This window comes from Gammaproteobacteria bacterium, assembly GCA_016199745.1.
Lineage (GTDB): Bacteria > Pseudomonadota > Gammaproteobacteria > Acidiferrobacterales > Sulfurifustaceae > JACQFZ01.
This window is the reverse complement of record JACQFZ010000014.1, coordinates 51,316-74,188: the sequence shown is the minus strand read 5'-3', so window position 1 is coordinate 74,188 and position 22,873 is coordinate 51,316. Positions and strand designations below refer to the sequence as shown.

The 22,873-nt window shown below is 59.0% G+C and carries 26 protein-coding genes; 9 read left to right on the top strand and 17 right to left on the bottom strand.

Annotated features, from left to right (window positions below; translation table 11 throughout):
- Positions 1-98: 98 nt before the first annotated feature.
- Positions 99-2,030 (bottom strand): serine protein kinase, encoded by a 1,932-nt coding sequence (locus HY308_03220; GenBank protein MBI3897290.1) that lies wholly within the window; start codon positions 2,028-2,030, stop codon positions 99-101.
- A 500-nt stretch (positions 2,031-2,530) separates the two neighbouring features.
- Positions 2,531-3,127 (bottom strand): hypothetical protein, encoded by a 597-nt coding sequence (locus HY308_03215; protein MBI3897289.1) that lies wholly within the window; start codon positions 3,125-3,127, stop codon positions 2,531-2,533.
- Here HY308_03215 and HY308_03210 point away from each other — a divergent pair.
- A complete protein-coding gene (locus tag HY308_03210) occupies positions 3,119-3,403 on the top strand; it encodes a hypothetical protein (protein MBI3897288.1) in 285 nt (94 codons plus the stop codon). The two genes, HY308_03215 and HY308_03210, sit on opposite strands and share 9 nt — an antisense overlap.
- 79 nt (positions 3,404-3,482) lie before the next feature.
- A complete protein-coding gene (locus tag HY308_03205) occupies positions 3,483-4,736 on the top strand; it encodes a hypothetical protein (protein MBI3897287.1) in 1,254 nt (417 codons plus the stop codon).
- 72 nt (positions 4,737-4,808) lie between these two features.
- On the opposite strand, the gene HY308_03200 is transcribed toward HY308_03205, so the two are convergent.
- Positions 4,809-5,480 (bottom strand): OmpA family protein, encoded by a 672-nt coding sequence (locus tag HY308_03200; protein MBI3897286.1) that lies wholly within the window; start codon positions 5,478-5,480, stop codon positions 4,809-4,811.
- Between the two features lie 118 nt (positions 5,481-5,598).
- A complete protein-coding gene (locus tag HY308_03195) occupies positions 5,599-6,465 on the bottom strand; it encodes a tetratricopeptide repeat protein (protein MBI3897285.1) in 867 nt (288 codons plus the stop codon).
- Between the two features lie 99 nt (positions 6,466-6,564).
- On the opposite strand from HY308_03195, the gene HY308_03190 reads away from it, so the two are divergent.
- Positions 6,565-7,635: a 3-deoxy-7-phosphoheptulonate synthase gene (locus tag HY308_03190; GenBank protein ID MBI3897284.1), complete on the top strand. Its 1,071-nt coding sequence runs from the start codon at positions 6,565-6,567 to the stop codon at positions 7,633-7,635.
- Between the two features lie 34 nt (positions 7,636-7,669).
- On the opposite strand, the gene HY308_03185 is transcribed toward HY308_03190, so the two are convergent.
- Entirely contained in the window at positions 7,670-9,007 is a 1,338-nt protein-coding gene (locus HY308_03185) for a YihY/virulence factor BrkB family protein (protein MBI3897283.1), read from the bottom strand.
- Positions 9,008-9,178: 171 nt separating this feature from the next.
- Between HY308_03185 and HY308_03180 the strand changes: the two genes are divergently transcribed.
- The gene (locus HY308_03180) at positions 9,179-10,753 is read left to right on the top strand and encodes a peptide chain release factor 3 (protein ID MBI3897282.1); all 1,575 of its coding nucleotides are present in this window, start codon (positions 9,179-9,181) and stop codon (positions 10,751-10,753) included.
- A 213-nt stretch (positions 10,754-10,966) separates the two neighbouring features.
- Here the strand turns inward: HY308_03180 and HY308_03175 are convergent, their stop codons facing one another.
- From HY308_03175 to HY308_03135, 9 genes are all read right to left on the bottom strand, one after another.
- Positions 10,967-11,284, bottom strand: coding sequence for a DUF3301 domain-containing protein (locus HY308_03175; GenBank protein ID MBI3897281.1), 318 nt, complete (start codon positions 11,282-11,284; stop codon positions 10,967-10,969).
- Positions 11,285-11,290: 6 nt separating this feature from the next.
- Positions 11,291-11,836, bottom strand: coding sequence for a GNAT family N-acetyltransferase (locus HY308_03170; protein MBI3897280.1), 546 nt, complete (start codon positions 11,834-11,836; stop codon positions 11,291-11,293).
- Positions 11,837-11,872: 36 nt separating this feature from the next.
- Complete coding sequence (locus HY308_03165; GenBank protein MBI3897279.1) at positions 11,873-12,733, bottom strand: diguanylate cyclase; 861 nt, start codon at positions 12,731-12,733, stop codon at positions 11,873-11,875.
- 50 nt (positions 12,734-12,783) lie between these two features.
- The gene (locus tag HY308_03160; protein ID MBI3897278.1) at positions 12,784-13,617 is read right to left on the bottom strand and encodes a DUF2236 domain-containing protein; all 834 of its coding nucleotides are present in this window, start codon (positions 13,615-13,617) and stop codon (positions 12,784-12,786) included.
- Between the two features lie 6 nt (positions 13,618-13,623).
- A complete protein-coding gene (locus HY308_03155) occupies positions 13,624-13,920 on the bottom strand; it encodes an antibiotic biosynthesis monooxygenase (protein MBI3897277.1) in 297 nt (98 codons plus the stop codon).
- A gap of 74 nt (positions 13,921-13,994) precedes the next feature.
- A complete protein-coding gene (locus HY308_03150) occupies positions 13,995-14,834 on the bottom strand; it encodes a sterol desaturase family protein (GenBank protein MBI3897276.1) in 840 nt (279 codons plus the stop codon).
- Positions 14,835-14,854: 20 nt separating this feature from the next.
- Complete coding sequence (gene modC / locus HY308_03145) at positions 14,855-15,931, bottom strand: molybdenum ABC transporter ATP-binding protein (protein MBI3897275.1); 1,077 nt, start codon at positions 15,929-15,931, stop codon at positions 14,855-14,857.
- A complete protein-coding gene (gene modB, locus HY308_03140) occupies positions 15,928-16,602 on the bottom strand; it encodes a molybdate ABC transporter permease subunit (GenBank protein ID MBI3897274.1) in 675 nt (224 codons plus the stop codon). The genes modC and modB overlap by 4 nt, the downstream gene beginning before the upstream one ends.
- Positions 16,603-17,212: 610 nt before the next feature.
- The gene (locus HY308_03135) at positions 17,213-17,434 is read right to left on the bottom strand and encodes a hypothetical protein (GenBank protein MBI3897273.1); all 222 of its coding nucleotides are present in this window, start codon (positions 17,432-17,434) and stop codon (positions 17,213-17,215) included.
- Between HY308_03135 and HY308_03130 the strand changes: the two genes are divergently transcribed.
- The 3 genes from HY308_03130 to HY308_03120 are packed head-to-tail and all read left to right on the top strand — an operon-like array spanning position 17,360 to position 18,400.
- Positions 17,360-17,554, top strand: a complete 195-nt coding sequence (locus HY308_03130; GenBank protein MBI3897272.1) for a hypothetical protein — start codon at positions 17,360-17,362, stop codon at positions 17,552-17,554. The genes HY308_03135 and HY308_03130 overlap by 75 nt on opposite strands.
- Complete coding sequence (locus tag HY308_03125; GenBank protein MBI3897271.1) at positions 17,551-18,030, top strand: hypothetical protein; 480 nt, start codon at positions 17,551-17,553, stop codon at positions 18,028-18,030. The genes HY308_03130 and HY308_03125 overlap by 4 nt, the downstream gene beginning before the upstream one ends.
- A 19-nt stretch (positions 18,031-18,049) precedes the next feature.
- Positions 18,050-18,400 (top strand): hypothetical protein, encoded by a 351-nt coding sequence (locus tag HY308_03120; GenBank protein MBI3897270.1) that lies wholly within the window; start codon positions 18,050-18,052, stop codon positions 18,398-18,400.
- Positions 18,401-18,470: 70 nt separating this feature from the next.
- Here the strand turns inward: HY308_03120 and modA are convergent, their stop codons facing one another.
- The 3 genes from modA to HY308_03105 are packed head-to-tail and all read right to left on the bottom strand — an operon-like array spanning position 18,471 to position 21,108.
- The gene (gene modA / locus HY308_03115) at positions 18,471-19,160 is read right to left on the bottom strand and encodes a molybdate ABC transporter substrate-binding protein (GenBank protein MBI3897269.1); all 690 of its coding nucleotides are present in this window, start codon (positions 19,158-19,160) and stop codon (positions 18,471-18,473) included.
- A complete protein-coding gene (gene can / locus HY308_03110) occupies positions 19,129-19,779 on the bottom strand; it encodes a carbonate dehydratase (GenBank protein MBI3897268.1) in 651 nt (216 codons plus the stop codon). Before can ends, modA begins: the two co-directional genes overlap by 32 nt.
- A gap of 15 nt (positions 19,780-19,794) precedes the next feature.
- A complete protein-coding gene (locus HY308_03105; GenBank protein ID MBI3897267.1) occupies positions 19,795-21,108 on the bottom strand; it encodes an NAD(P)/FAD-dependent oxidoreductase in 1,314 nt (437 codons plus the stop codon).
- 209 nt (positions 21,109-21,317) lie between these two features.
- On the opposite strand from HY308_03105, the gene HY308_03100 reads away from it, so the two are divergent.
- Positions 21,318-21,779, top strand: coding sequence for a hypothetical protein (locus HY308_03100; protein ID MBI3897266.1), 462 nt, complete (start codon positions 21,318-21,320; stop codon positions 21,777-21,779).
- A gap of 74 nt (positions 21,780-21,853) precedes the next feature.
- On the top strand, positions 21,854-22,861 hold the full coding sequence (locus HY308_03095; GenBank protein MBI3897265.1) for a hypothetical protein: 1,008 nt from the start codon (positions 21,854-21,856) through the stop codon (positions 22,859-22,861).
- Positions 22,862-22,873: the final 12 nt, after the last annotated feature.

The following is a 22,873-nucleotide window of genomic DNA, read 5'->3' as shown; positions in this document are numbered from 1 at the left end:
CTCGCCCTCAGGGGGAGGGTTCGGGTGGGGGTGGGTTTGTGATGCTCCGTCGAAACCCATCCCCGCCCGGTTCCTGCCCTTGAAGGGGAGGGAACCCACTAATCCTTCCAAAGATTATTCGCCGCGTACTTCAAGATCATTTCTGCCGAGTGCTCGTTGTAACCGCGCTCGAGCAGGCCTCTGATCAAATCCCGGTACTTAGTGATTTGTTCCTCGTCGCGTGTCCGTGCCTTGGTGATAACGCGGCTCATCTCGCGTACCGAGTTCATCAACTTGCGCTCGATCGCTTCCTTCAGCGGCTCGTAGGACTTGTAGCTGACCTTCTCGCCGCGCCGGCTCTTGGCCCACAAGTAAGCCATGACCTCTTGCCGGAATCCTTGCGCCGACGAACCGACCACAGCGATCTGTTCTTCCACTGACTTCAGGAAGCCCTCATCCGGCTGTAGCTCTTCGCCGGTGTTGCGGTCTTTGACGCGCGTTTTGTTGACATAGGCTTCGGCGTGATCGAGGTAGTTCTGGAACAGAGTTTCCGCCTGCTCTTCGAACGAATACACGAACGCCTTGGTGATTTCTTTCTCCAGTACCTCGAGGTAAACCTTATGCAGGGTGTCTTGCAGGAACTCGAGGTGTTGCTTGCGCACGTCGTCGGCGATATCGGCCGCCTTGACCATGCGGATCAGCGACTCGCGCACGCTGATCGGCGTAATGCCCTCCGGATTTTCGGCGAGTGCGTTATCGATCGCCTTCATAATGAAGCGTGGGCTGATGCCAAACATGCCTTCGCGCCGCGAATCTTCCTGCAGCTCGCGCATGTTGGTGCGCACGGTCTTGCCTTTCTCGACCACTTCCTCGCTGTTGTACAGCCGCAGCTTGGTCATTGGGTCGCACTTATTCGTCGGTTCGAGTCGCGTCAGGATGGCGAACATGGCGGCGAGCTCGAGCGTGTGCGGGGAAATGTGCGCCTTGAAATCCGATTGATCGAGCAGCTTCTGGTAGATCTTGATCTCTTCCGATAGCCGCAAGTTGTACGGCACCTTGACCACGACCATGCGATCGAGGATCGCCTCGTTGGTTGGATCGCCGCGGAAACGTTGCCACTCGGCCTCGTTCGAGTGGGCGACGATGGCGGTATCGACATACACCGTACCGTGCCGGCCCGGCGCCGGGATGAATTTCTCCTGCGTCGCCGTGATCATGGTGTGCAGGTATTCCGGCTCGTTCTTGAACACTTCGATGAACTCGGTCATGCCGCGATTACCCACGTTGAACGCCCCGTTGAGATCGAGCACGCGCGGATCGCCTTCCGAATAGGTATCGAGCTTGGAGATGTCGACCGAGCCGATCAGTACCGACGTATCCTGATTATTAGGATCGACCGGCGGGACGACGCCGACACCGCGGCGCTCATGGCGCGAAAACGCCACGGTGGTAATCGGCACGTCTTCATAACGGCCGTGGAATTCTTCTTTGAGGCGGAAACGGCACACCGGGCATAGCTCGCCTTCAATGTGGATATTCAATGATTTTTCGAATTCCGGCCGTAATTGCTTCGGAATCAAATGCAGCGGTTCTTCCGCCATCGGGCAACCTTCGATGGTGTGCACCGGTGCCGCTTCTTCCAATCCGCGTTGCAGACGCTCGACCAATGAGCTCTTGCCGGCGCCGACCGGTCCCATGAGATAAAGCACCTGCCGTGATTCTTCGCCGTGCAACGACGCCGAATGGAAATAGCGCGCGACTTGCGCGAGCGTGCGCTCGACGCCGAAGAACTCGTTGTTGAAGAATGGATACAGCTTGAGCGGCTCGTCGTTGTAGAGGCGCTTCAGCTTAGGATCGTCGGAATTACTGACATCGTCGATGCCCGCCCGTGAGATCACTTCGTAGAGGCGAGCATGGGCAAGTTTAGCGAGGCTGGGGTCCGCTTTGACCTTATCGAGATATTCTAAGAACGTTCCACGCCAGTCGAGGTTCTGCCGTTTGGCGCGATCCTTCTCGATGAGTGCGGTGAACGTGGACGTCTGTTGGGGCATGGCAATGCTCCTCTCAGTGATTCGTTGTGACTACCTGACCGTCATCTTAGTCTCCGTCGTAGTTATTGTTGGGCACCGCAAAGGTGTTGGTGGTTCCGTAAATTAATTATAGCGTCTTTGCCGAGGCCCGGTGTCCACGGATACTTTTATTTGAATGCAACTCGCAGTAATTAAAAGGATCATGTTCCGTGGAAACAAGCACGCCTATCGGGCAACTTACTTAAGCGTCGCCGATATTGCCGTCAACGTAACCGGCTCGATGACTTTGACGGATTACGTTCGTTGATCGTCATTGCCGCGTCATGCGTCCGTTGGTCCCCAGTCCGGCAAACCCCTCTTATATATATAGGTCAGCTGAGTTCGACCCGGCCGTTGGTCGGCAGTTCATTACATAGCGCCACTGCTCCAAACAACCACTTCGTGCAATCCTAGAAAGTTGCCGCGTCGGTGTCGGGGAATTGCACAAAATCAACCCACCCGCCGCGGCAAACGGGCGAATCTCATGCACTCCTCCGAAACGACCGCGTTTCGCGTGCTATTCCACGGCGGCGCGTGCCGGCGCCGATCTCGCCGATGGCGCAGCGGATCGCCTCGTCGACGGTTTCCAGCCAAACGAATTTAACCTTCTCACGCGCCGTTGCCGGAATGTCTTCCAGGTCTTTGCGATTGCGTGCCGGCAGCATGACCGTTTCAATGCCGGCGCGAACGGCGGCCAGCGTTTTTTCCTTTATGCCGCCTACCGGTAACACCAGCCCACGCAAACTAATCTCGCCGGTCATCGCGACGTGACTGTGGATGTTGCGACCGGTGAGTAACGACGCGAGCGCAACGAACATGGCGACACCGGCACTCGGACCGTCCTTGGGGATCGCACCGGCCGGCACATGAATATGTATATCGCTGCGCTCGAAGAGATCGATCTCGATACCGAGGTGCCGCGCCCGGTTTTTGACGAGCGACAGCGCCGTTTGTGCGCTTTCCTTCATTCCGTCAGCGGTAGCACCATGCCGGGAAACAGGACGGTGCTGCGCACGGGCAACAGAATGACGGCGTCGGCCGGTAATGCGGGTGTCGTTTCCGGTTCGCTCATGAGGCATTCCTTTTTGTGCCACAAAACATTAGACAGAAGCGACGTCGGTTCACTCACTGATGTCGGCTGCAGCGTGTGGACCCAGCTATTGTCCGGATTGAGCGAGCGGTCAGGGAGGGTCAGCAGTTTATGGTCGCTGCTCGAGCGCATCGGTCGCGTCCAAAGCGGCAGTGCCGGCAACCTGCAGGTGACGATCGCCGGTGATCTGCACATGGCCAACCAGGCGAGCAAGCTGCCGTTTACCGTCAACGGCGAAATCAGCGGGCCGTGGCCAGGGTCATAAGCCGGTTTAGCCCGATACGCACGACCACCGGTCGGGTTGGCTACACTATTAATAATATGCCGCCCGAAACGTCGCCATCGTGAAGGTCATTGACACGTTGACCCATGTCACCGGTCTATGCGTACTTTTGCCGAACGGTGGTATTGGTTTCTATCAGGACAACAACGCGGTAGTGCTCGATGCCGAGTTGAGTCAGGCACTGACCGAGCGTAATCAGGAATTTCTCGCCGCTTACCTCGCAGCGCCTCATGCTGAGCCGTATCGTCTCGGTTTGATTTTTGCCGCGCGTGAACGCCGGCCGTGGGGTGTCGATACCTTTGTCTTGGAGGAGCGGGTAGTACGCGAGGTGTATCCGGTCAGTGGTGCGCCGACGGCCGAGCTGACGTCATTTCAAAAAAAGAATCGCGAGAAGAGTCTTTACCGCGGTATCGAGTTGTTGCTCGATTATCGACTCGAGCATCTTGCCGACGCGCCGGTCTACTGCCCGGTTTTATACGATCGTGGTACGACGCTCGGCCAGTATCCGGCGGCGCTTCATTTCGGCGAGGATGCCGATCGCGATATCCCGGTGCTCGAAGTTGTCAATTTGGTGGCAACTATGCCGATGGCGCACCGCAACGTCGCGGCCGTGCTTGCCTTGATGAAACGCATGTATGAGCGCACCGTTCACAAAGACATGCGCGACCAACGTTTAGCGGTGATCGGTAAAGTCGGCGTGGGATCGGAGCAGAATTCGGGATTTTTCGATGCGAATACGCGTCACGAGCGCAAGCTCACGCTTGCTGTCGAGGACATGCCGGCCCCGGTCGAGAACGCGCGGGCGCAGCTGAAGCCGGCGACGGGTTTCGCCGCCGACAAGCAAGCGCCGGCTGCCGGTAAGACGCAACCGTCGCCGGTATCGATCGCTGAGTTGCAGGTGCGTTTGAACGTGGTCGAGCCGTTGATTACCGGGCAACGAGTTGCGGCAATCGAGCGTTTGTTGAGTGCCAATCGATTGACGGATGTCAGTTGTTTGTCGACGTTCTTGCAATTCCAAAACATCGCGCAAGAAAAGTTGGCACTGCTCGCCGAAAAGTTGTCGGTCTATCGCGCGCCGGCCGGCACGCAATTGTTAGCGCTCGGTGCTAACGATCCGTGGAATTTATATCTATTGCAGGGAGCGATAGCGCTGCGCGCCGCCGACGGCGGTGCTACGTCGATCAACGGCGGCAGCGACAAGGCAAAAAGCCCGATTGCTTCATTGAAGCCGCGCAAGTACAGCGTTACGGCGGTGACCAGCGTCAGCTTTTTATGGATCCACGACACGATGGTCCAAGCGGTAACTCAGGCTTGAGCGGGCGGCGGTAACCCTGTGGGCGTTTAGCATAGAACGGGCAGCCTTGCTGCCCGTTTTCATGATTGATGCTTAACTTTCGGCAACGATCGGTTCGATATAGACCTCGACGCGCCGATTCAGCCGCCGCCCATCGGGCGATGCATTGCTGGCGCGCGGCGCGCTCTCGCCTTTACCTTCGGCTTCCAGTCGTTCCGATATCACGCCCTTGCCGTTGAAATAGGCTGCCACCGCCTCGGCGCGCCGCTCCGACAAGCTCTGGTTGTATTGATCGGTGCCGACATTGTCGGTGTGACCGACCACGGTCAGGTGGGTCTTACCGTAGCGATTCACGACGCTCGAAATCTTGTCCATCGTGCTGTTGAAGCCGGGCTTGATGTCGGACGAGTCGAACTCGAAGGCGGTTTGATCGGTCATGGTGACGCGCAGTACGTCGCCTGGCAGTTTCTCGATTTGAATATTGCCGGCGCTACGTTCCGGCGCCAGCACCTTTTCCAAATCCTGCTTCTGGTTATCCATATAAGCGCCGACCGCGCCACCGGCCAGGCCGCCGCCGACCGCGCCGATGAGGATGCCTTTCTTGCGGTTGCTCTTCTTGGCCAGACCGCCGATGACCGCACCAGTCGCTGCGCCGATGAAGGCGCCGCGTTGCGCGTCCGACATCGGTTGACCGTCGGTGGCGCAGGCGCTGACGCCGAAGGCGGCGACGGTGGCGATGATGATGGAGGTGCGTAAGGATTTCATGCGTGCTCCTATAAAAGTGTTTTGGAAATTATCCGAGATAATAACGATCGGGTAATCAGTTTGGTTGACGCAATTTTACAAGCGCGGCGTTCCGTGCGCGCGAAGGTGAAAGGCGAGTTTAGTGTAAGCCGTCGTGCAATAAAGGGCGGTAGCGGCGCACGCGGTCATCGTCGTCGCCGAGCATTTGAAACAACGCCAGCAGACCGTCGCGTCCGGCATTGTTGCGAAACGCCGGATCGCGTTGGGCAATTTCCAGCAGCTGTTGCATTGCTTCTTCGAAGTCGTTGTGCACGACCTTGGTCGCTGCGAGTTGATAACGACTGTCGAGATCGTTTGGGTCAATCGCGACCGATTCTTCGAGCTCACCGACAGAAGGCGCACCTTGCGAGGCACGAATGAAACCGAGATGAACGATCAAGTGCCGGCTCTCCGGGTGCTCACGCACGAACGATGGCAACGCATGCAGCAGCTCGTCGGCTTGATCGAAGCGGCCGGCGATCACTAGCAGCTTCACGAATTCGAGCGGCGTTTTGACGTTGTCCGGTTCGGCCAACGCCGCTTCCGTCACCAGCTTGATTGCCTGCTCGGAGGCACCTTGGCTGTACGCTTTTACCGCTTCGGCATATAAGCGATAGGCGCCGCGCAGCGGTACATGTTTATTGATGAAAGCGCGCACGTTGGCTTCGGAGTCGTCGCCTTCCAAGGTGTCGAGCACCTGGCCGTTGCGGTAGAGTCGCAACGTCGGCAGTTGGGCCACGCCATGTTCGCGAGCGAGCACGTCGAGCTCGTCGGTATTAAGCAACACCACCACAAAACGGCCACCGCATTGCGCCGCTAGCCGTACCAGCCGCGGGATCAGCATCATGCAGCCGCCGGCACGTGGCGACCAATAACTCGCCAGAACCGGCGTATTTTTGGAATTTTCCAGAACCAAGCTGCTAAAGTTATCAGCAGTGGCATCGAAGATATGGGAGGCGGTGGACATTAGGGGGTAACAATACCGAAGGCGACTGGCCCTATACAAGTTACTAACACGCTATAATGCCCGCGACTTTACCGCTTATTTTATAAAAGGCTTTTTCCCGTGATTGAAATCAACAATGTTAATGTTGTCTCTCAAGAGCTGCTACCGACCCCGGAGCAGGTAAAGGCGGCGTTGCCACTGTCGGCGAATGCCGAGCAAACCGTGGTTGCCGGCCGTGAGACTGTACGCCGCATCCTCGCCCGGCAAGATCATCGGCTGTTTGTCGTCGTCGGCCCGTGCTCGATCCACGACATCGCCGCGGCCGAAGAATACGCCGCACGGTTAAAGACACTGGCTGACGAAGTGTCGGATACGTTGTTCTTGATCATGCGTGTCTATTTTGAAAAGCCGCGCACGACCGTCGGCTGGAAGGGCTTGATCAACGATCCGTATATGGACGATTCCTTTCATATCGAGAAAGGACTTCATATGGCGCGCGAGTTGTTGTTACACGTCGCCGAGCGCGGATTGCCGGCGTCGACCGAAGCGCTCGATCCGATCACGCCGCAATATTTGTCCGATCTTATTACCTGGACCGCCATTGGCGCCCGTACCACCGAATCGCAGACGCATCGCGAGATGGCGAGCGGCTTGTCGATGCCGGTCGGTTTCAAGAACGGCACCGACGGCAGTCTGGGCGTCGCCGTCAACGCGCTCAAGTCGGTGTCGCAGCCGCACCATTTCCTCGGCATCAATCAGAACGGTCAGTCGGCCGTGTTTCGTACGCGCGGCAATGCGCATGCGCACATCGTCTTGCGCGGCGGCGGTAGCGGCCCGAACTACGACTCGGTGAGTGTGGCGATGTGCGAACAGGAGCTAGAGCGCAACGGCCTCGCACGTAATATCGTCGTCGATTGCTCGCACGGTAATTCGAAGAAGGACCCGGCGTTGCAAACATTGGTCGCCGAAGACTGTGCGCACCAAGTTATCGAAGGCAACCGCTCGCTCGTTGGTCTCATGCTCGAGAGCAATCTGCACTGGGGCAATCAGTCGATCCCGAAGGACTTGAAGCAGCTGAAGTACGGCGTGTCCGTTACCGATGCTTGCATCGATTGGCCGGCGACCGAGAAGTTGTTGCGTTTGCTCGATGCAAAGCTGAAGACAACGTTGCCGAGCCGTACCGCGAAGTGAGTCGAGTCGGTAGCGCGGGCAAGCGTTGCCCGCGCTACGATTTACCCGCCGCTATTTTCTCTACCATCTCGGTCCGTTCGTTCAACACTAAATCACGCCAGTTGTGACCGCTGAGCGCGTCAGCGCTGGCGCGTGCCAGATCTTCCATCACCGCGTCGACGATCGGATCGGCCGGCTCGGGTACCGACGCCGGGCCGGCGATACGGATGGCGTGCAACACGTCGCTTAGCGGAATCGTTTCGAGTGGTTGCGTCGGCAAATAGGTCGGCGGATTTTTGCGCGTCTGTGCCAGCAGACCATGCGCCATGAACGAGGCGAGTAGCTGTTCAATCGTCAACGGCGGATGTTTCAATGCATGTGCCAATGCATCGGCGGTCCACGCCGGGCGCGCGAAGTAATAGTGATTGCCGATCAGGCGCGCAATCGATAAACCTAAACGCTCCTTGTGCCGATTACTGAGCAGCGCGCTGCGCTCGCGCGTCACGCGCGTTACATAGCCGGGATGTTGGTGATAGTAGGCGATGCTGGCGCCGACCAGCAGAATCAACCAACACAAATACATCCAGATCAACGAGAAGATCAGGATGGCGAAGCTGGCGTACACCGCGCGGTACTGTCCCGAACCGACCACCAACGTCGTGAACAACCAACCGGCGCTCTGCCACAGCACGCCGGCGACGACGGCGCCAACCAGTGCCGAGCGCAATCGCACTTTGGTATTCGGCAGAAAGACATAGACGAACGCGAACGCGCCGATCACCAATAGATATGGAACGATCTTGGCGGCAATTGTCGTCAGGCTGTGGATCGGCTTGAGCATGCCGCTCGAGCTGAGCGAGGCGGTAACACCCATCGCCGTGAAGAACAGCAGCGGGCCGATGACCACCACCGTCAGATAATCGCCCAGCCGGCGCATGAATCGTTGCGGACGGTATACGTGCCAGATCGAGTTGATCGCCTGCTCGATTTTGTAGATCAGCGACACGCTGGTATAGATCAGCATGCCAAAGCCGACGGCACCGAGCACGCCGACGCGCATTTTCGATACGAACTGCAGGATCTGCCGGGCGATTTCGGCGCCCTTATCTTCGAGCGGTGCCAGCAGTTGCACCAGCAGCGGCTCGATCTGGTTGTGAAAACCGAACGCCTTGAGCACCGAGAAGGTGACCGCCAACAAGGGAATCAGTGCCAGCAGTGCCGTGTACACCAAGCCCATTGCCTGGAGCGACAGCTGACCGCGTGCCAGATCGCGGACAACGACAGCGCCGATGCGCAGGCTGCGGATCAGCGTCGCCTTGGCCGGCGGCTGTCGCTCGAGATCGGTGTCCCAGACCAAGCGGGTGAGGGCTTTGCGGGTTTTTCTGAAGGCCATCGTCTGATCGAGTTTATCGGCGTTGATACTTAATCATCTTATACGGTGGGTCGGATATCGACACAATTTCGCCTAGGTTCCCCCGTTGATTTGGCCCCTTGCCCGTCAACGGGAGGGGGGCGTGCAAGTTCGCTGACGCAACTGACATTGCCCGGTATAATCGCGCGCCCTATGAGCCTACAACGCGAAATCTCCCGCCGGCGCACGTTCGCCATCATCTCGCATCCCGACGCCGGTAAGACGACGTTGACCGAGAAGCTGCTGCTGTTCGGCGGCGCCATTCAGCTTGCCGGCACCGTCAAGGGCCGCAAGAGTGCGCGTCATGCGACCTCCGACTGGATGGAGCTCGAAAAGCAGCGTGGTATCTCGGTAACGTCGTCGGTGATGCAGTTTCCGTACAACGACAGCGTCGTCAATTTGCTCGACACGCCGGGCCATGAAGACTTTTCGGAAGACACCTACCGCACGCTGACGGCGGTCGACTCGGCGCTCATGGTTATCGACAGCGCCAAGGGCGTCGAAGAACGCACGATCAAGCTGATGGAGGTGTGTCGCCTGCGCGACACGCCGATCATGACTTTCATCAATAAGCTCGACCGCGAGAGTCGCGACCCCATGGAGCTGCTCGACGAAGTCGAGCGCGTGCTCGGTATTCGTTGCGCGCCGGTGACCTGGCCGATCGGTTCCGGTCGCCGCTTCAAGGGCGTGTATCACTTATTGCAGGACAGCGTTTATCTGTACAGCCCGGCCCATGGCGGCCGTATTCAGGAAGGCGATCTTATTAAAGGTCTCGACAACCCGGCGCTGGAACAGGCGTTGGGCGAACAGGCCGATGAATTGCGCACGGTGGTCGAGCTCGTGCGCGGTGCCGCCGAACCGTTCGATCCGGCAGCGTATCTCGCCGGTAGGCAAACGCCGGTGTACTTCGGTTCGGCGATCAACAATTTCGGGGTACGCGAGCTGCTCGACGCGTTCGTTGAACATGCGCCGGGCCCGCGGCCGCGCGACGCCGGCGAGCGCGTGGTCGCGCCCGACGAAGAAAAATTCAGCGGCTTCGTGTTCAAGATCCAAGCGAACATGGATCCGAAGCACCGCGATCGCATCGCCTTCTTGCGCGTCACCTCCGGTCGCTACAGCAAGGGCATGAAGCTGTATCAGGTGCGCACCGAGCGCGACGTGCAGATCAGTAGCGCTATCACTTTCATGGCGCGCGAGCGCGAGCGTGTCGATGAAGCATACGCCGGCGATATTATCGGTCTCTACAACCACGGCACTATCAGCATCGGCGATACCTTCACCGAAGGCGAAGATCTCAAGTTCACCGGCATTCCGTACTTTGCCCCCGAATTGTTCCGTCGCGTCATGCTGCGCGATCCGTTACGCATGAAAGCGCTGCAAAAAGGTCTCGATCAGTTGAGCGAGGAGGGCGCGACGCAGGTGTTCCGGCCGGTGATGGGCAATGATTTGATTTTAGGCGCGGTCGGAAATTTGCAGTTCGACGTAGTCGCCTGGCGTTTACAGAACGAATACGGCGTCGAGTGTCGTTACGAATCGGTCGATGTCACCACCGCTCGCTGGGTCGATGCCGATGATGCCAAGCTTAAAGAATTCCGCCGTCAGTACGAAGGACGGTTGGCGCTCGACCGCGCCGGCCATCTGGTTTATCTCGCCCCGAGCACGGTCAATCTGAACGTCACCATGGAGCGCTGGCCCGACGTGCGCTTCCGGGCGACGCGCGAGCACTAAATCTAGTTTGTGTTGCCCCCACCCTAACCCTCCTCCGCAAAAGCGCGGGGGAGGGAACTCAAAAACGTAAATCCGCGACCCAATTAGTTCCTTCCCCCGCTGTTGCGGGGGGTGAAGCGGAGTTTTCGCGAGTGTCCAGTGGACACTCGCGCCGCTGAACGGGCGCGCTGTCGTTGCGCGCACCGGGCGGGAATAGCTAGGGTGAGGGTAATATCAAGAAAACTTTGGCGGCGGCTCAACCGGAATATTGAGCGCCGTCAACGTGCGTCCCAGTAGGATCGCCGACCCGCGCCCGCGTTCACCGGCGCTCGGGCTGTACTCGAAGGTGTAAATCCGCCGCAAGCGCACACGGCCGTTACCGTCGCGCGCCAACCCAAAGCGCCGCATGGCAGCGGTATCGTCAAGGAACTGCACGCCCAGCGCCTGACATGCCTGCCGGCAATGTGCGACAACGATCTCTTGTGCCCGCCGATGATCGATCCATAGCACCAACAGCAGCGCGACCAGTAACAGGATTATTAGCTCGGGCATAGTCGCTTAGCGAATATCGCTCGGCACCAGCGAATAGACGGCGGCATCGTGGGGTCGCCCGCGCAGTACTAACCGATTGCGCGCGACGCATTCGAAGGTGGCGCCGACTTTCTCGGCGACGCGGCGGCTGGCGAGATTGTCGATCAGGGCGACAATTTCGATCCGAGTGAGATGCAGCTCGCTGAAACCGAACGACGCCGCCAGCTTAGTCGCCGCCGAAGCGACACCATGGCGGGTGCGGCTGGCGCGTACCCAATAGCCGAGCTGACCGAGCTTGTGCGCCGGATTCAGTTGATTGATACCGACGCTGCCGAGCAGCTGGCCACCAGCTGCGTCGGTGATGGCGAACGCGTATTCCGCGCCTCGGTTCCACTGCTGATCGCAAAGCGCGAGCCACTCCTCGCTGTCGCCGATGGAGTAGTCGGGATGACACCACGGCAACCAGCGGCCGATCTGGCGGAGCGACTCGCGGACCGCGGTGTAAAGATGCGGCGCATCGGTCGGTGTGAACCGCCGGAGGGTGATCGCTTCGCTGACAAAAGAAGTGCGCATGGTTTCGCCGTGCGAATAAACTTTCAGCACACTACCTCAGTCCGCCGTGATCGTGTAGCGGATTTGGTTTTTGCCTTGCTGCTTGGCGAGGTACATCGAGCGGTCGGCTTGATTGATGAGTTCGTCGATCGACAGCGGTGTCTTCGAGCAGGTGATCACGCCGATACTGAATGTTACCGGCCAGCGTTCACGTTGCATCTTGTCGGCGAGTTGTCGATGAATTTTAGCGATGGCCTTTTCGCCGGCATCGGCGCCGGTTTCCGGCAGCAGTACGACGAATTCATCGCCGCCCATGCGGCCGACGGTATCGACCTTGCGCAGATGTTGTTGAACGCAGCTGACGACCATGCACAAAACAGTGTCGCCGGCTTGGTGACCCCAACGGTCGTTCACCGCTTTGAAGTCATCGAGGTCGATGAAGGCGATGGTGAACGGATGGCCGTGCCGCGCCAAACGTTGCATTTCGTTCTCGGCAAGTTCCAAGAAGCAGCGTCGGTTGACCGCACCGGTCAGCGAATCGGTGCGCGATAGCTCGTACTCGTGTTGCAGTGCCACGTGTAACGCCGCCAGCAGCAAGCTGGCGATAAGAAATAAGCCCAGGCTAACGCTCGTGTTCCACAGATGAATCAGCGGATGCGGCCACAAATAACCGCCGGTGTAGTCAGCCACGAGCCATGTCAGGACGCTGGCGATGCAGGCGACGATGCCGAGCCCACGTCCGCCGAACCAGGTGACGGCGAAGATGGGCGCGAGATAGAACAGCGAGAAACTGGTTTGGTAACCGGTTAGATAATCGAGGACGCCGACCAATGCGATCGACAACGAGCCGGCCACCAGCCAGAAGAACTTGTTGCGGTCGCTCAGGTAGGCGGCCAGACGTTGTTGCCATCGTTTCATCCCGCCTTAGACCGGCGCCCGGACAATTCAATGCCGTCAGCGGAAAATTGTTAGGGATCGGACGGCGGCGGCCCCAGCGACTCGATGCGATAACCTTGCGGGTAGTCCGCGCGCGGGATGCGCGTACGTAGCCGCGGCTGTTTACGTGGCGGTAGCCAGCGTAGCGCCCGTGCCCGCAGCCGTAGCGAACGGTCGATGGTTGCTACCCACCAGCGCGGCGCCGGCGCCAAACCGAAGGCACGCAGCAAGGCATCGTCGAGCAGGGCGTTGATACTGCGACGTACCAGCGGCTGTAACGGCCGCGGGAACCAGCCGGCGAACATCGCGCGCGTCGCCAGAGCGACACGCTGGTTGGCGTCGGTGAAGCGGAAATGCTTGGCTTCATAGTCGATGTTGTAACGCTCGAACGTCGCGTAATCGTTCGGCAGATCCTGGAGGTGCATGCGCTCGCCGATATTGCGCCAAAACCAGAACCAACCGAGACGTTCGTATTCGCTCATGCGGCGCCAGCCGAAGCGCGCATTCCAGCGGATCGGCTCGAACATGAACGTCGACAGCACGTACAAGAAATCCTCATTGCGAATTTGAAAACGCCCGTGGATGGCGTTCATGCGCGCAATCGCGCGGCGGCCGCGGTCGCTGTCGAAGCCGTGCTCGACGATTTCGCTGACGATCAGATCGGTGTCGTCATAGCGCTTCTGCGGTCGCGCCTCGAACTCACCGGTCGCGTGCAGCAGCGCGCCGATGCGCGGCGCGGCGAACGTGCGAAACAAGGCGAGCTCGAGCGCGCGCGTCGTGTCCCACGGAAAGTCGAAGCAGCCGAGACGCTGGGCGATTGCCTGGCAGTGGGTGCGGGGATCGAGATCGGCGGTGTGTGGGTGCATGGCGAGTCAGCCGACTTTCGTCAGCTCGCGAATGTCCGGCGCGCCGGCGAGCTTGTCTTGTAGCGCGGCCAACGCGGTGGCGACATGCGCCGCCTGCCGGTGTTTGGCGAGCGCCGCGGCATCGCTCCAAGCTTCGACGATGGTGAAGCGTTGCGGATTCACGTTGTCGCGCAATAGCTCGTAATGCAAGCAGCCTTGCTCGCGGCGCGAGTCGTCGGCGAGTCGGGCTAAAACGGTTCGGACGGCTTCGCTGTGAGCGGGAACGGTATCGGCAGTGATAATGACGCGGACTTGCTGAGACATGCTGGGCTCCTAATGAAGCGTGATGCGTTACATTACTACGGAGTGGCGCAATGGTTGGATGCACCGATGTCGAATTATTTCCAGCGGCGATTGATCGGGTATTCGCCGGTAGCGCCCTGAAACGGCAGCACCAATAGACCGAGTAGCCGGCTTGTGAGGTGTTCGTCACGTAGCGTTTCAATACCGATCGTCATTGCTTCGTGGCCGGCTTGCGGCTGCGCTTGATAGGTGCCGAACAGCCGGTCCCACCACGGTAGATTGAACCCAAAGTTACTATTGGTTTCGTGGGCCACGATGGAGTGATGCACCCGGTGCATGTCCGGCGTCACTACCAGCCAGCGCAAGCCGCGGTCGATCGCCAGCGGTAGGCGGACGTTGCCATGGTTGAACAGGGAGCTGGCATTGAGCAGCACTTCGAATACGAACACCGCCAGCGCCGGCGTGCCGATCGCGACGATGGCGCTGAATTTGATCAGCATGGACAACAGAATTTCGATCGGATGGAAGCGGATGCCGGTGCTGACGTCGAAGTCTACATCGGCGTGGTGCACACGATGTAGTCGCCAGAACGCGGGTACGGCATGAAACATGACATGTTGTAGATAAATGACGAGATCGAGCGCGATGATGCTGAGCGCGATGACGAGCCAGGCAGGCGCATGGTAACGATGGAGCAATCCCCAACCCTCGCGTTCCGCCAAGAGCGCCATGCCGACCGCGGTCAACGGTAGTAGCAGGCGCAGCACCAGTGTGTTCAGCAGCGAGAGGCCGAGGTGACTCAGCCAGCGCCGGCCGCGGATGGCGCTGGGTCGGCGACGCGGCGCGAGTTGTTCCCACAGGGCCACGATCATTAGCACGCCGGCGAAGCAGCCGAGTCGGATCCAAAGCTCATGCGCGATGATCCATTGCGCCATGACGGAGTTCCTCCGAGCGTTTAGTTGAGCAGTGCTACGCTTTTGATCTGTGCGTACAGCGCCATACCGGGCGTCACTTGTAGCAGCGCCGCCGATTTGCGCGTGATGCGCGCCAGTAGTACCACCTCGCCGACGGCAAGTCGCAGCATCGTCCGCCCGGGCGCGTCGTCGACGATGTCGAGCACCCGCGCCGGCAAAATATTGAGAATGCTGCTTTGCGCCGGTGGAGTCAGGGCAACGCTAACATCGCGCGCGTGAATGCGCACGCGCACGCGCGTGCCGATCGGCGCGTTGGCGGCGGCGACCGCCAAATGGTTACCGGCAAAGGTCAGTTGCAGCAGGTGGAACGCTGCGTCGTAGTCGCTGACGACGGCGTCGATCACGGCGCTGGCAGTGTCGCCGTGCGCCAGTGGCAAATCGAGCCGCGTGAGCATAGCGCCGATCGGCCCCTGATCGCGCACGCAGCCGTTTTCCAGGAGCACCATGTGATCGGCGATGCGCGCGACTTCATCGATCGTGTGGCTGACATACAACGCCGGCAGCGACAGCTCGCGTTGCAGGCGTTCGAGGTACGGCAGAATGTCGGCCTTGCTGGCCGCATCGAGCGCCGATAGTGGTTCGTCGAGCAGCAACAGTCGCGGGCTGGTTAGCAAGGCGCGGGCGATGGCAACGCGCTGGCGCTCGCCGCCGGATAAATGCCGCGGGTCGCGATCGAGCAGCGGTCCTAAGCCGAGCCATTCGTTCGTCTGCTCGAAGCGAATGCGTTGTTCACTTGCCGGGATACGCTGTAATCCGTACTCGAGATTTTTTCGTACCGACAGATGCGCGAACAAGCTCGCTTCTTGAAATACGTAGCCGACAGCGCGCCGATGGGCGCCGACAAAATGACCACGCGTTTCGTCTTGCCAGCATTCGTCGTTGATGTGCAGCCGGCCTTCGGTGGCACGTATGAGTCCGGCGATGCAGCGCAAGATCGTCGTTTTACCGGAACCTGACGGGCCGAACAGTGCGGTGATGCCGTGCGTCGGTGTGGTGAACGTGGCGTCGAGCGCAAAATCGCCGACGTGCAGACGGAAGTGGGCGGCGACGGTGCTCATATCTGTCGTCGCTGCCGTCGGTTGATCGAGTAGAGCGCCAATAGTACGACGAACGCAAACAGCACCATGCCGGCGGCGAGCGTATGGGCGTTGGCGTATTCGAGTGTTTCGACGTGATCGTAGATCGCGACCGACAGTACTTTGGTTTGCCCCGGAATTGCGCCGCCGATCATGAGCACGACGCCGAATTCGCCGATGGTGTGGGCGAAGCCGAGCACGGTGGCGGTTAGCAGGCCAGGCCGTGCCAGCGGTAGGGCCACAGTGAAAAACCGGTCGCAACACGAGGCGCGTAATGTTGCTGCGACCTCCAGCGGTCGGTCGCCCATTGCTTCGAAGGCGTTTTGGATCGGTTGGACGACGAAGGGTAATGAGTAGATCGCCGAGCCGACGACCAGGCCGGCGAAGGTGAAAGGCAGTAGACCCAGCCCGAGTGCTTGCGTGATCGCGCCGCCCGGGCCGTTCGGTCCGAGTAGCAGTAATAAGTAGAAGCCGAGCACGGTGGGTGGAAGTACCAGCGGCAGGGCGACGATAGCGGCGAGCGGTTGTTTCCAAATGGAACGCGTGCGCGCGAGCCACCAGGCGAGTGGGGTGCCGATGAGTAGCAGGACGAGGGTGGTGACGGTGGCGAGTTTTAGGGTTAGCCAGATGGCTTGCCAGTCGGCGTGGGTCATAGTGAGGATGTTATTTGAATCGCCCTTTCGGGGCGATGACTGTCGAGTGTAATAAATATAAGCAGCGGAATGCTCCGCCCCGCCGCCCAGGGTGACTTTTCTTTGCTTGTGCAAAGAAAAGTCACCAAAAGAAAGCACCCCCCGGGGTGGCGCAACACCTTCCTGCGCTTCTCGCTTTTGGCTTACTAACTATGTCTGGCACAGCCCCTCCCGGGGCTGAGCCAGACGCGCGCCTCCTGCGCGCGTCGACGCCAAAAGCTCCGATGCTCGGAATGCGCCACACGGGGATTAACAGCAACAGCAACTACCCATTCAACTCACCCCCCCACCCTAACCCTCCCCCGCTAGGGCGGGAGAGGGAATGGATCGGTGGCAGTGGGTGTAGGGAGTCACTGACGGCCCAGTCGTTTTTGCTTTTGCTTTTCATCCCCTCCCCTGCGAAGCGGGGGGTGCGGCGGGGTTTTCGCGAGTGTCCAGTGGACACTCGCGCCGCCGAACGGGCGCGCTGAAGTTAGCGCGCACTGGGCGGGAATGGTTAGGGTGGGGGCGGTTGCGGTTGTAGTTATCGTTGCAGTTGCGATTGTCGTTGCGGTTAATCCCCCGGTGGTGCTTAGGCATAAGCCCGAAGGGGAACCGCCAGGGATGGACTACTACGGTGCCAAATACCCCAGCTCCGTAATAATCGCTTTCGCCGCCGGCGATCGCAAAAACGCTCCAACGCGACGAAGCCGAGTGAGGCGTTGCCGGTGCTGATGAATTGAAAAGTTTGGGCGATGTTCTCGCCCTGCACGAGGCGCGGTTCGATGCGAGTCCAAACGCCGAGCTTACGCATGACTTGCTCGGCGGCGCTGCCGTGCGGGGCGGTACCGGCGCGCGCACCGTTGACAGCAGCACCTTAGCTCACTTACTGTTATTTCAGCATCTATTGCCGTCTAGGGAGCTAATAATATGAATTGGGAATTAAAAGTAATCGTGAATTCCGTGGATCTGCATATCCCCAAAATTGAAGTGGGTGCCAAGCTCGGAGGAGCCGCTTTATTTTTTCGGCCATGGGGCCAAAGTAAGAATTTTCTGCCTTACGTATATTCCATTGGTGACCCCATTGCTTTGGCGGGTGGCGGGAAACATGGTGTCGGGATAATCGAAACGGAATATTTCTCGGTACAGGAAAAAAAATTTCCGTGGGTGAAAGATATTGGAATTCTTCAAGGGAAGATAATAGAAATAAACTTAGATGGGACCATTATCGTAACAGGTCGGGTCGATATCAAAATATCGATGGTAGATGAACACAATGATAAAACGGAGTTGCTGGAGAAGTCGGCAGTTAAGTGCAAAGGTATGCAACTTGCCGATACGAACGTTAGGGACGTGGCTACGTTCATTAGGCGGCCGATAACACACGGCCTGTCTTCACTAGCTCGTTAAAATTGCCTGCAGGCGAATCATGTCAGAAATTATTGCGACGAATCTTGGTCAGTCCCTATGGCGCGTGCTGCTGCGGATACTTAATATCGGCGCGTTGCTCTATCAGCTCGGTATCGGCGCGGTATTAGTCGTTGGGTCGTTGTCGATCGACAACTTCGTATGTCTCGGTGGGGAAACGACGAGCGCCGTAGTGAAGTGGTTGTTTGCGGCGGGGGTTTTGGCAATCTTACTTGGGTCGGTATTCAAAGAGGTAAAAAAGAAACCGCTGGATCTGGCGCGCCGCCTTATCTTGAATATAGCGATACTCGGAGTGCTCTATGGCGGCTTTCCGGTGAGCATATACTTAGGCCGGACGTGTTTTGGATTGTAAATGACAGGGAATCGCATCCCGCTGATTACATTTATTACCTCGATCAGCATCGCCCTCGTAAGAGGGCGATTCAATCTACTACGACGCCAAATACCCCAACTCCGTAATAATCGCTTTCACCGCCGGCGATCGCAAAAACGCTAAGAACCAACGCGACGAAGCCGAGTGAGGCGTTGCCGGTGCTGATGAATTGAAAAGTTTGGGCGATGTTCTCGCCCTGCACGAGGCGCGGTTCGATGCGAGTCCAAACGCCGAGCTTACGCATGACTTGCTCGGCGGCGCTGCCGTACGGCGCGGTCTTCGGGTTGGCGATGGCGAGATGGGCAAACTCGCCGTTGTGCAACACGGTGCCGCGATCGTCGACGATCGCTGGCTTTGCGCTCCACAATACGAGTCGACCGGTGGCATAGGTAAAACGGGTGGCGGCGACCGCGAGATTTTCTTGCGCCAATTTCTTTGGATGTTCGTCGTCGGCGGCTAACAGCACGTCGAACGGTGCGCCGTTTTTGATTTGAGCGTAGAGCTTGCCGGTGGCACCGAAACTAGCGACGACTTTGTGGCCGGTGGCGCGCTCGAACTCGGGGACGAGGCGGTTCATGGCGGCGGTAAAGTTGGCGGCGACGGCGGCGTTGACCTCATCGCTTTTTGCCGGAGCTGTTGCTACCAGCAGTGCGACAACAGCGAACGCCGGTCGTAACCAGTTCGGTAAACGCACTAGCTGCTCCGAGTTATTTTTTTGCAAGAATTGCCGCGACCGCATCTTGATAGCGGCTGTCGACGTCGCCTTCGTTGTTCAGCGACACGCGCAGGTCGTGGAGCAAACCGTCGCTCAGGCCGTAAACCCAACCATGCACCGTCACATTCTGACCGCGGGCCCAGGCGTCGCGCATCACCGACGTGCGGCAGACGTGCATGACCTGTTCGATCACGTTGAGCTCGCACAGACGGTCCCACTTCGCTTGCGTGCTGAGCGGCGCCAACGACGACGTGTGTTTGTCGCGGATGTCTTCGACGTGGCGCAACCAATTGTCGATTAAACCGAGATGTTGGCCATGCAGTGCTGAGTTCACGCCGCCGCAGCCGTAGTGGCCGCAGACGATGATATGTTTTACCCGTAGCACATCGACCGCGTATTGGATCACCGACAGACAATTAAGGTCGGTATGGACCACGACGTTGGCGACGTTGCGATGGACGAATACCTCGCCCGGTTCGAGGCCGGTGATTTGGTTCGCCGGCACGCGGCTGTCGGAGCAGCCGATCCAGAGATACGCCGGCGCTTGGATGGCGGCGAGCTTTTTAAAATACGACGGGTCCTGCGCGGTTGTCTTCGCCGCCCAGGCGCGATTGTTTTCGAGAAGCTGACGTAGATAGGACATAGTGCTCCCAGATAGCTAATGCAGCTTAGTGCGTGGCCGCGTCGGTCGCGTCAAAAAGTCGGCGATGACGAGCAGTGCGGTGCGTAAGGCGCCGTACAACGCAGTTTGATGCATTCGGTACAGGCTGCGGTAAACCACACGGGCGAGCCAGCCTTCCAGGCGGATATCGCCGGTGAGATTGCCCATGAGATTACCGACGGCGGTGTACTCGCTCAACGATACCAGCGAACCGTAGTCACGATATATATAGAGTGGCAACGATTTCCCCCTGATCTTTCGCGTCAATGATCGTACTAGCATCGATGCTTGCTGGTGCGCCGCCTGCGCTGTCGGTGGCACCGGCCGTTCGTAGCCCGGGCGCGGGCAGCTGGCGCAATCGCCGAGCGCGAAAATATCATCGTCACGTGTGGTTTGCAGTGTTTGCCGCACGACCAACTGATTGAGCCGATTCGTTTCCAGGCCGCCGATGTCGCGCAGGAAATCGGGCGCCTTGATGCCGGCGGCCCAGACCTTGTGCGCGGCGGGAATGAACAAGCCGTCGTGGGTGTGCAATCCTGCACGCGTCACCTGCGTCACCCGTTTGCCGGTATGGATCGTGACGTTCAGTCGTTTGAGCTCGCGTTCCGCCGGCTTGGCGATCCGCTCCGGCAACGCCGGCAAGATGCGATCGGCTGCTTCGATAATTGTCAGCTTCACGTCCTTTTCCGGATCGATGCGATCGAATCCATAAGCGACGAACAGACGGGCGACATGATGCAACTCGGCGGCGAGCTCGACACCGGTGGCGCCGGCACCGACGATGGCGACGTTCAATTGGCCGGCCGGCGATGTTTCCAGCGTTTGTGCACGCATGAAACTTTCCAGCAAGCGGCGTTGAAACTGATCGGCCTCGTCGCGGTTATCGAGGAACGTACAATGTTCGCGTACGCCGACGATGCCGAAGTCGTTGGTCACGCTGCCGATGGCGATGACCAGGATATCGTACGGGATGGTGCGTGGCGGAATGATGACGGAGCCGTCATCGCTCAGTGTCGGCGCGAGCCGAAGCTGTTTGCGTTCGCGATCGAGCGCCTCGAACCGGCCGAGGCGGAACTCGAAGCCGCGCCAGCTCGCCTGCGCTAAATAATCGAGCTCGTCTTCATGCGCGTCGAGCGCGCCGGCGGCAACTTCGTGCAGCAGCGGTTTCCACAAATGCGTGAGCGAGCAGTCGACCAGCGTGATTTGCGCCTTTTTGCGTCGGCCAAGCTTATTGCCGAGGCGGCTGGCGAGCTCGAGCCCGCCGGCGCCGCCGCCGACGACGACGATCCGAGGTAAGGTGGCTGATTGCATCATTAGTTATTTGTTCTATATGCCGTTTTTGGGTTCCGGCGAGGGTGCACGTATGTTGTATGACGGCGCGGAGGGGGTCAATGTTGCGCTACGCACAACATCGTGCGTGCGGCACTAGTACTATTGTGTGCGTTGACGTTCCCCTGAAAGTTCCCTAGTTTAACCGGTGCTGCTGTAACGTCCGGAAAATAACGAAAGGAGCTCGAGCCATGGAACCCATCAGTCTACTCGTGTCCGCTCTCGCTGCCGGTGCCGCTGCCGGTTTGAAGCCCACCGCCGAGCAAGTCGTGAAAGACGGTTATGTGGCGCTGAAAAGCTTGATTAAGCGCAAGTGGAGCAAGGTTCCGGTCGATCTGCTCGAAGATGATCCGGCTTGCGAATCCCGCCAGGCCGTGGTCCGCGGCGATCTTACTAAAGCGAACGCGGTTGCCGATCAGGAAGCGCTGACGGCGGCGCAAGCGTTATTGGAAAATATTCGCAAGTATGCGCCGGACGACGCGCTGCGCGTCGGCGTCCGTTTAGAGGATTTTCGTGCCGGTGGTCATCTATTGATCCGCGATGTCGAGGCTGAAGCGGCCGGCGTTGATATTAAAAAAGCGGTTATCGACGGCAACGTCGAGATCAGCGGTGTGCGCCAAGGAGGCGCGCGCATCGCTAAAAACCCTCAGTAGCGGCCGGCGGCGCTGCAACAGCGCCACCGGCCGCTACCTTACTCGCCGGTAAGGGCGATATCGATCTGACCGGCGTGTCGGCGGGTCAGAGCGTCAACATCGCCGAGGCGGTTCACAACCACACCGTCAACAACACCTACATCTTGCAGGTCGACGAGCAAGTCAACTCGATGCCGACGCAGGGCTATCTGGTGCAGCGCGGTGTGGTGCCCTATCAAGGTTATTTAACGCGACCGAACGATCCGGACTTATCGATTCGCGGAATCGAGTTGATCAGCGATTTGCGCGGCAAGTTGTTGCATCGCGAGCGTCTGCCGCAACCTCTGCGTATCAGTGTCCGCGGTACGTTGTTTCCGTGCGCGCTGCTGACTGCCGGCTGGTGGGAGCGTCCGGGCAAGGCCAAGATCACCCGCATCGAGTGGAAGGATCCGTTACAACATTGGTTATTTCACGGCTTCGACCTATGGGGCCCGTCGTGGGATTTCTCGTGGACGCTCGACGCCGATCCAACCGCTGACAAACCCTATTTTATCGCTCAGCTCGGTGGCGGCGACGAGGCCGACTCGTTGCCGGTTATTATTCCGCATACCAAGGCGCGCAAGCTCCGCGAGTTGTTCTTGGACAGCTGGGGCGGGCTCGAAGTAACTGTCACTGGTCTACTCGGTCATCGCGAGCAATTTTGCGGGGCTTACCGCGAGCTCGAGAAGTTCGGCGGTTTGCTCGACTACTGCCTATGGCTCGATGACGATGACAAGACCCACAAGATCAGCATCTCTGCCGAGCGCACCGAGCTCTATTCGGGTTATCTCTGGAAGTGCATCGCGCCGCGCAAGTGGTTGCAACAAAAACGCCACTTGAGTCTCGATCAGGTGTACTTTGTATTCGAGCACGTCAACTTCGCTAAGCGCGATGCCATGAACTACGGCTTGGACTGCCTGGCGCACAAGGAAGAGTATCTACGATCGATGCACGGCGAGATGGTGACGATCCAGAAGCTGTCGCCGCTGGTGCCGGGCGATTGCGCTTGGTCGCCGCAGGCGGTGTACGACGTGTTCATCGGCAAGACCACGCAAGATATCTAAAGAGGAATGACG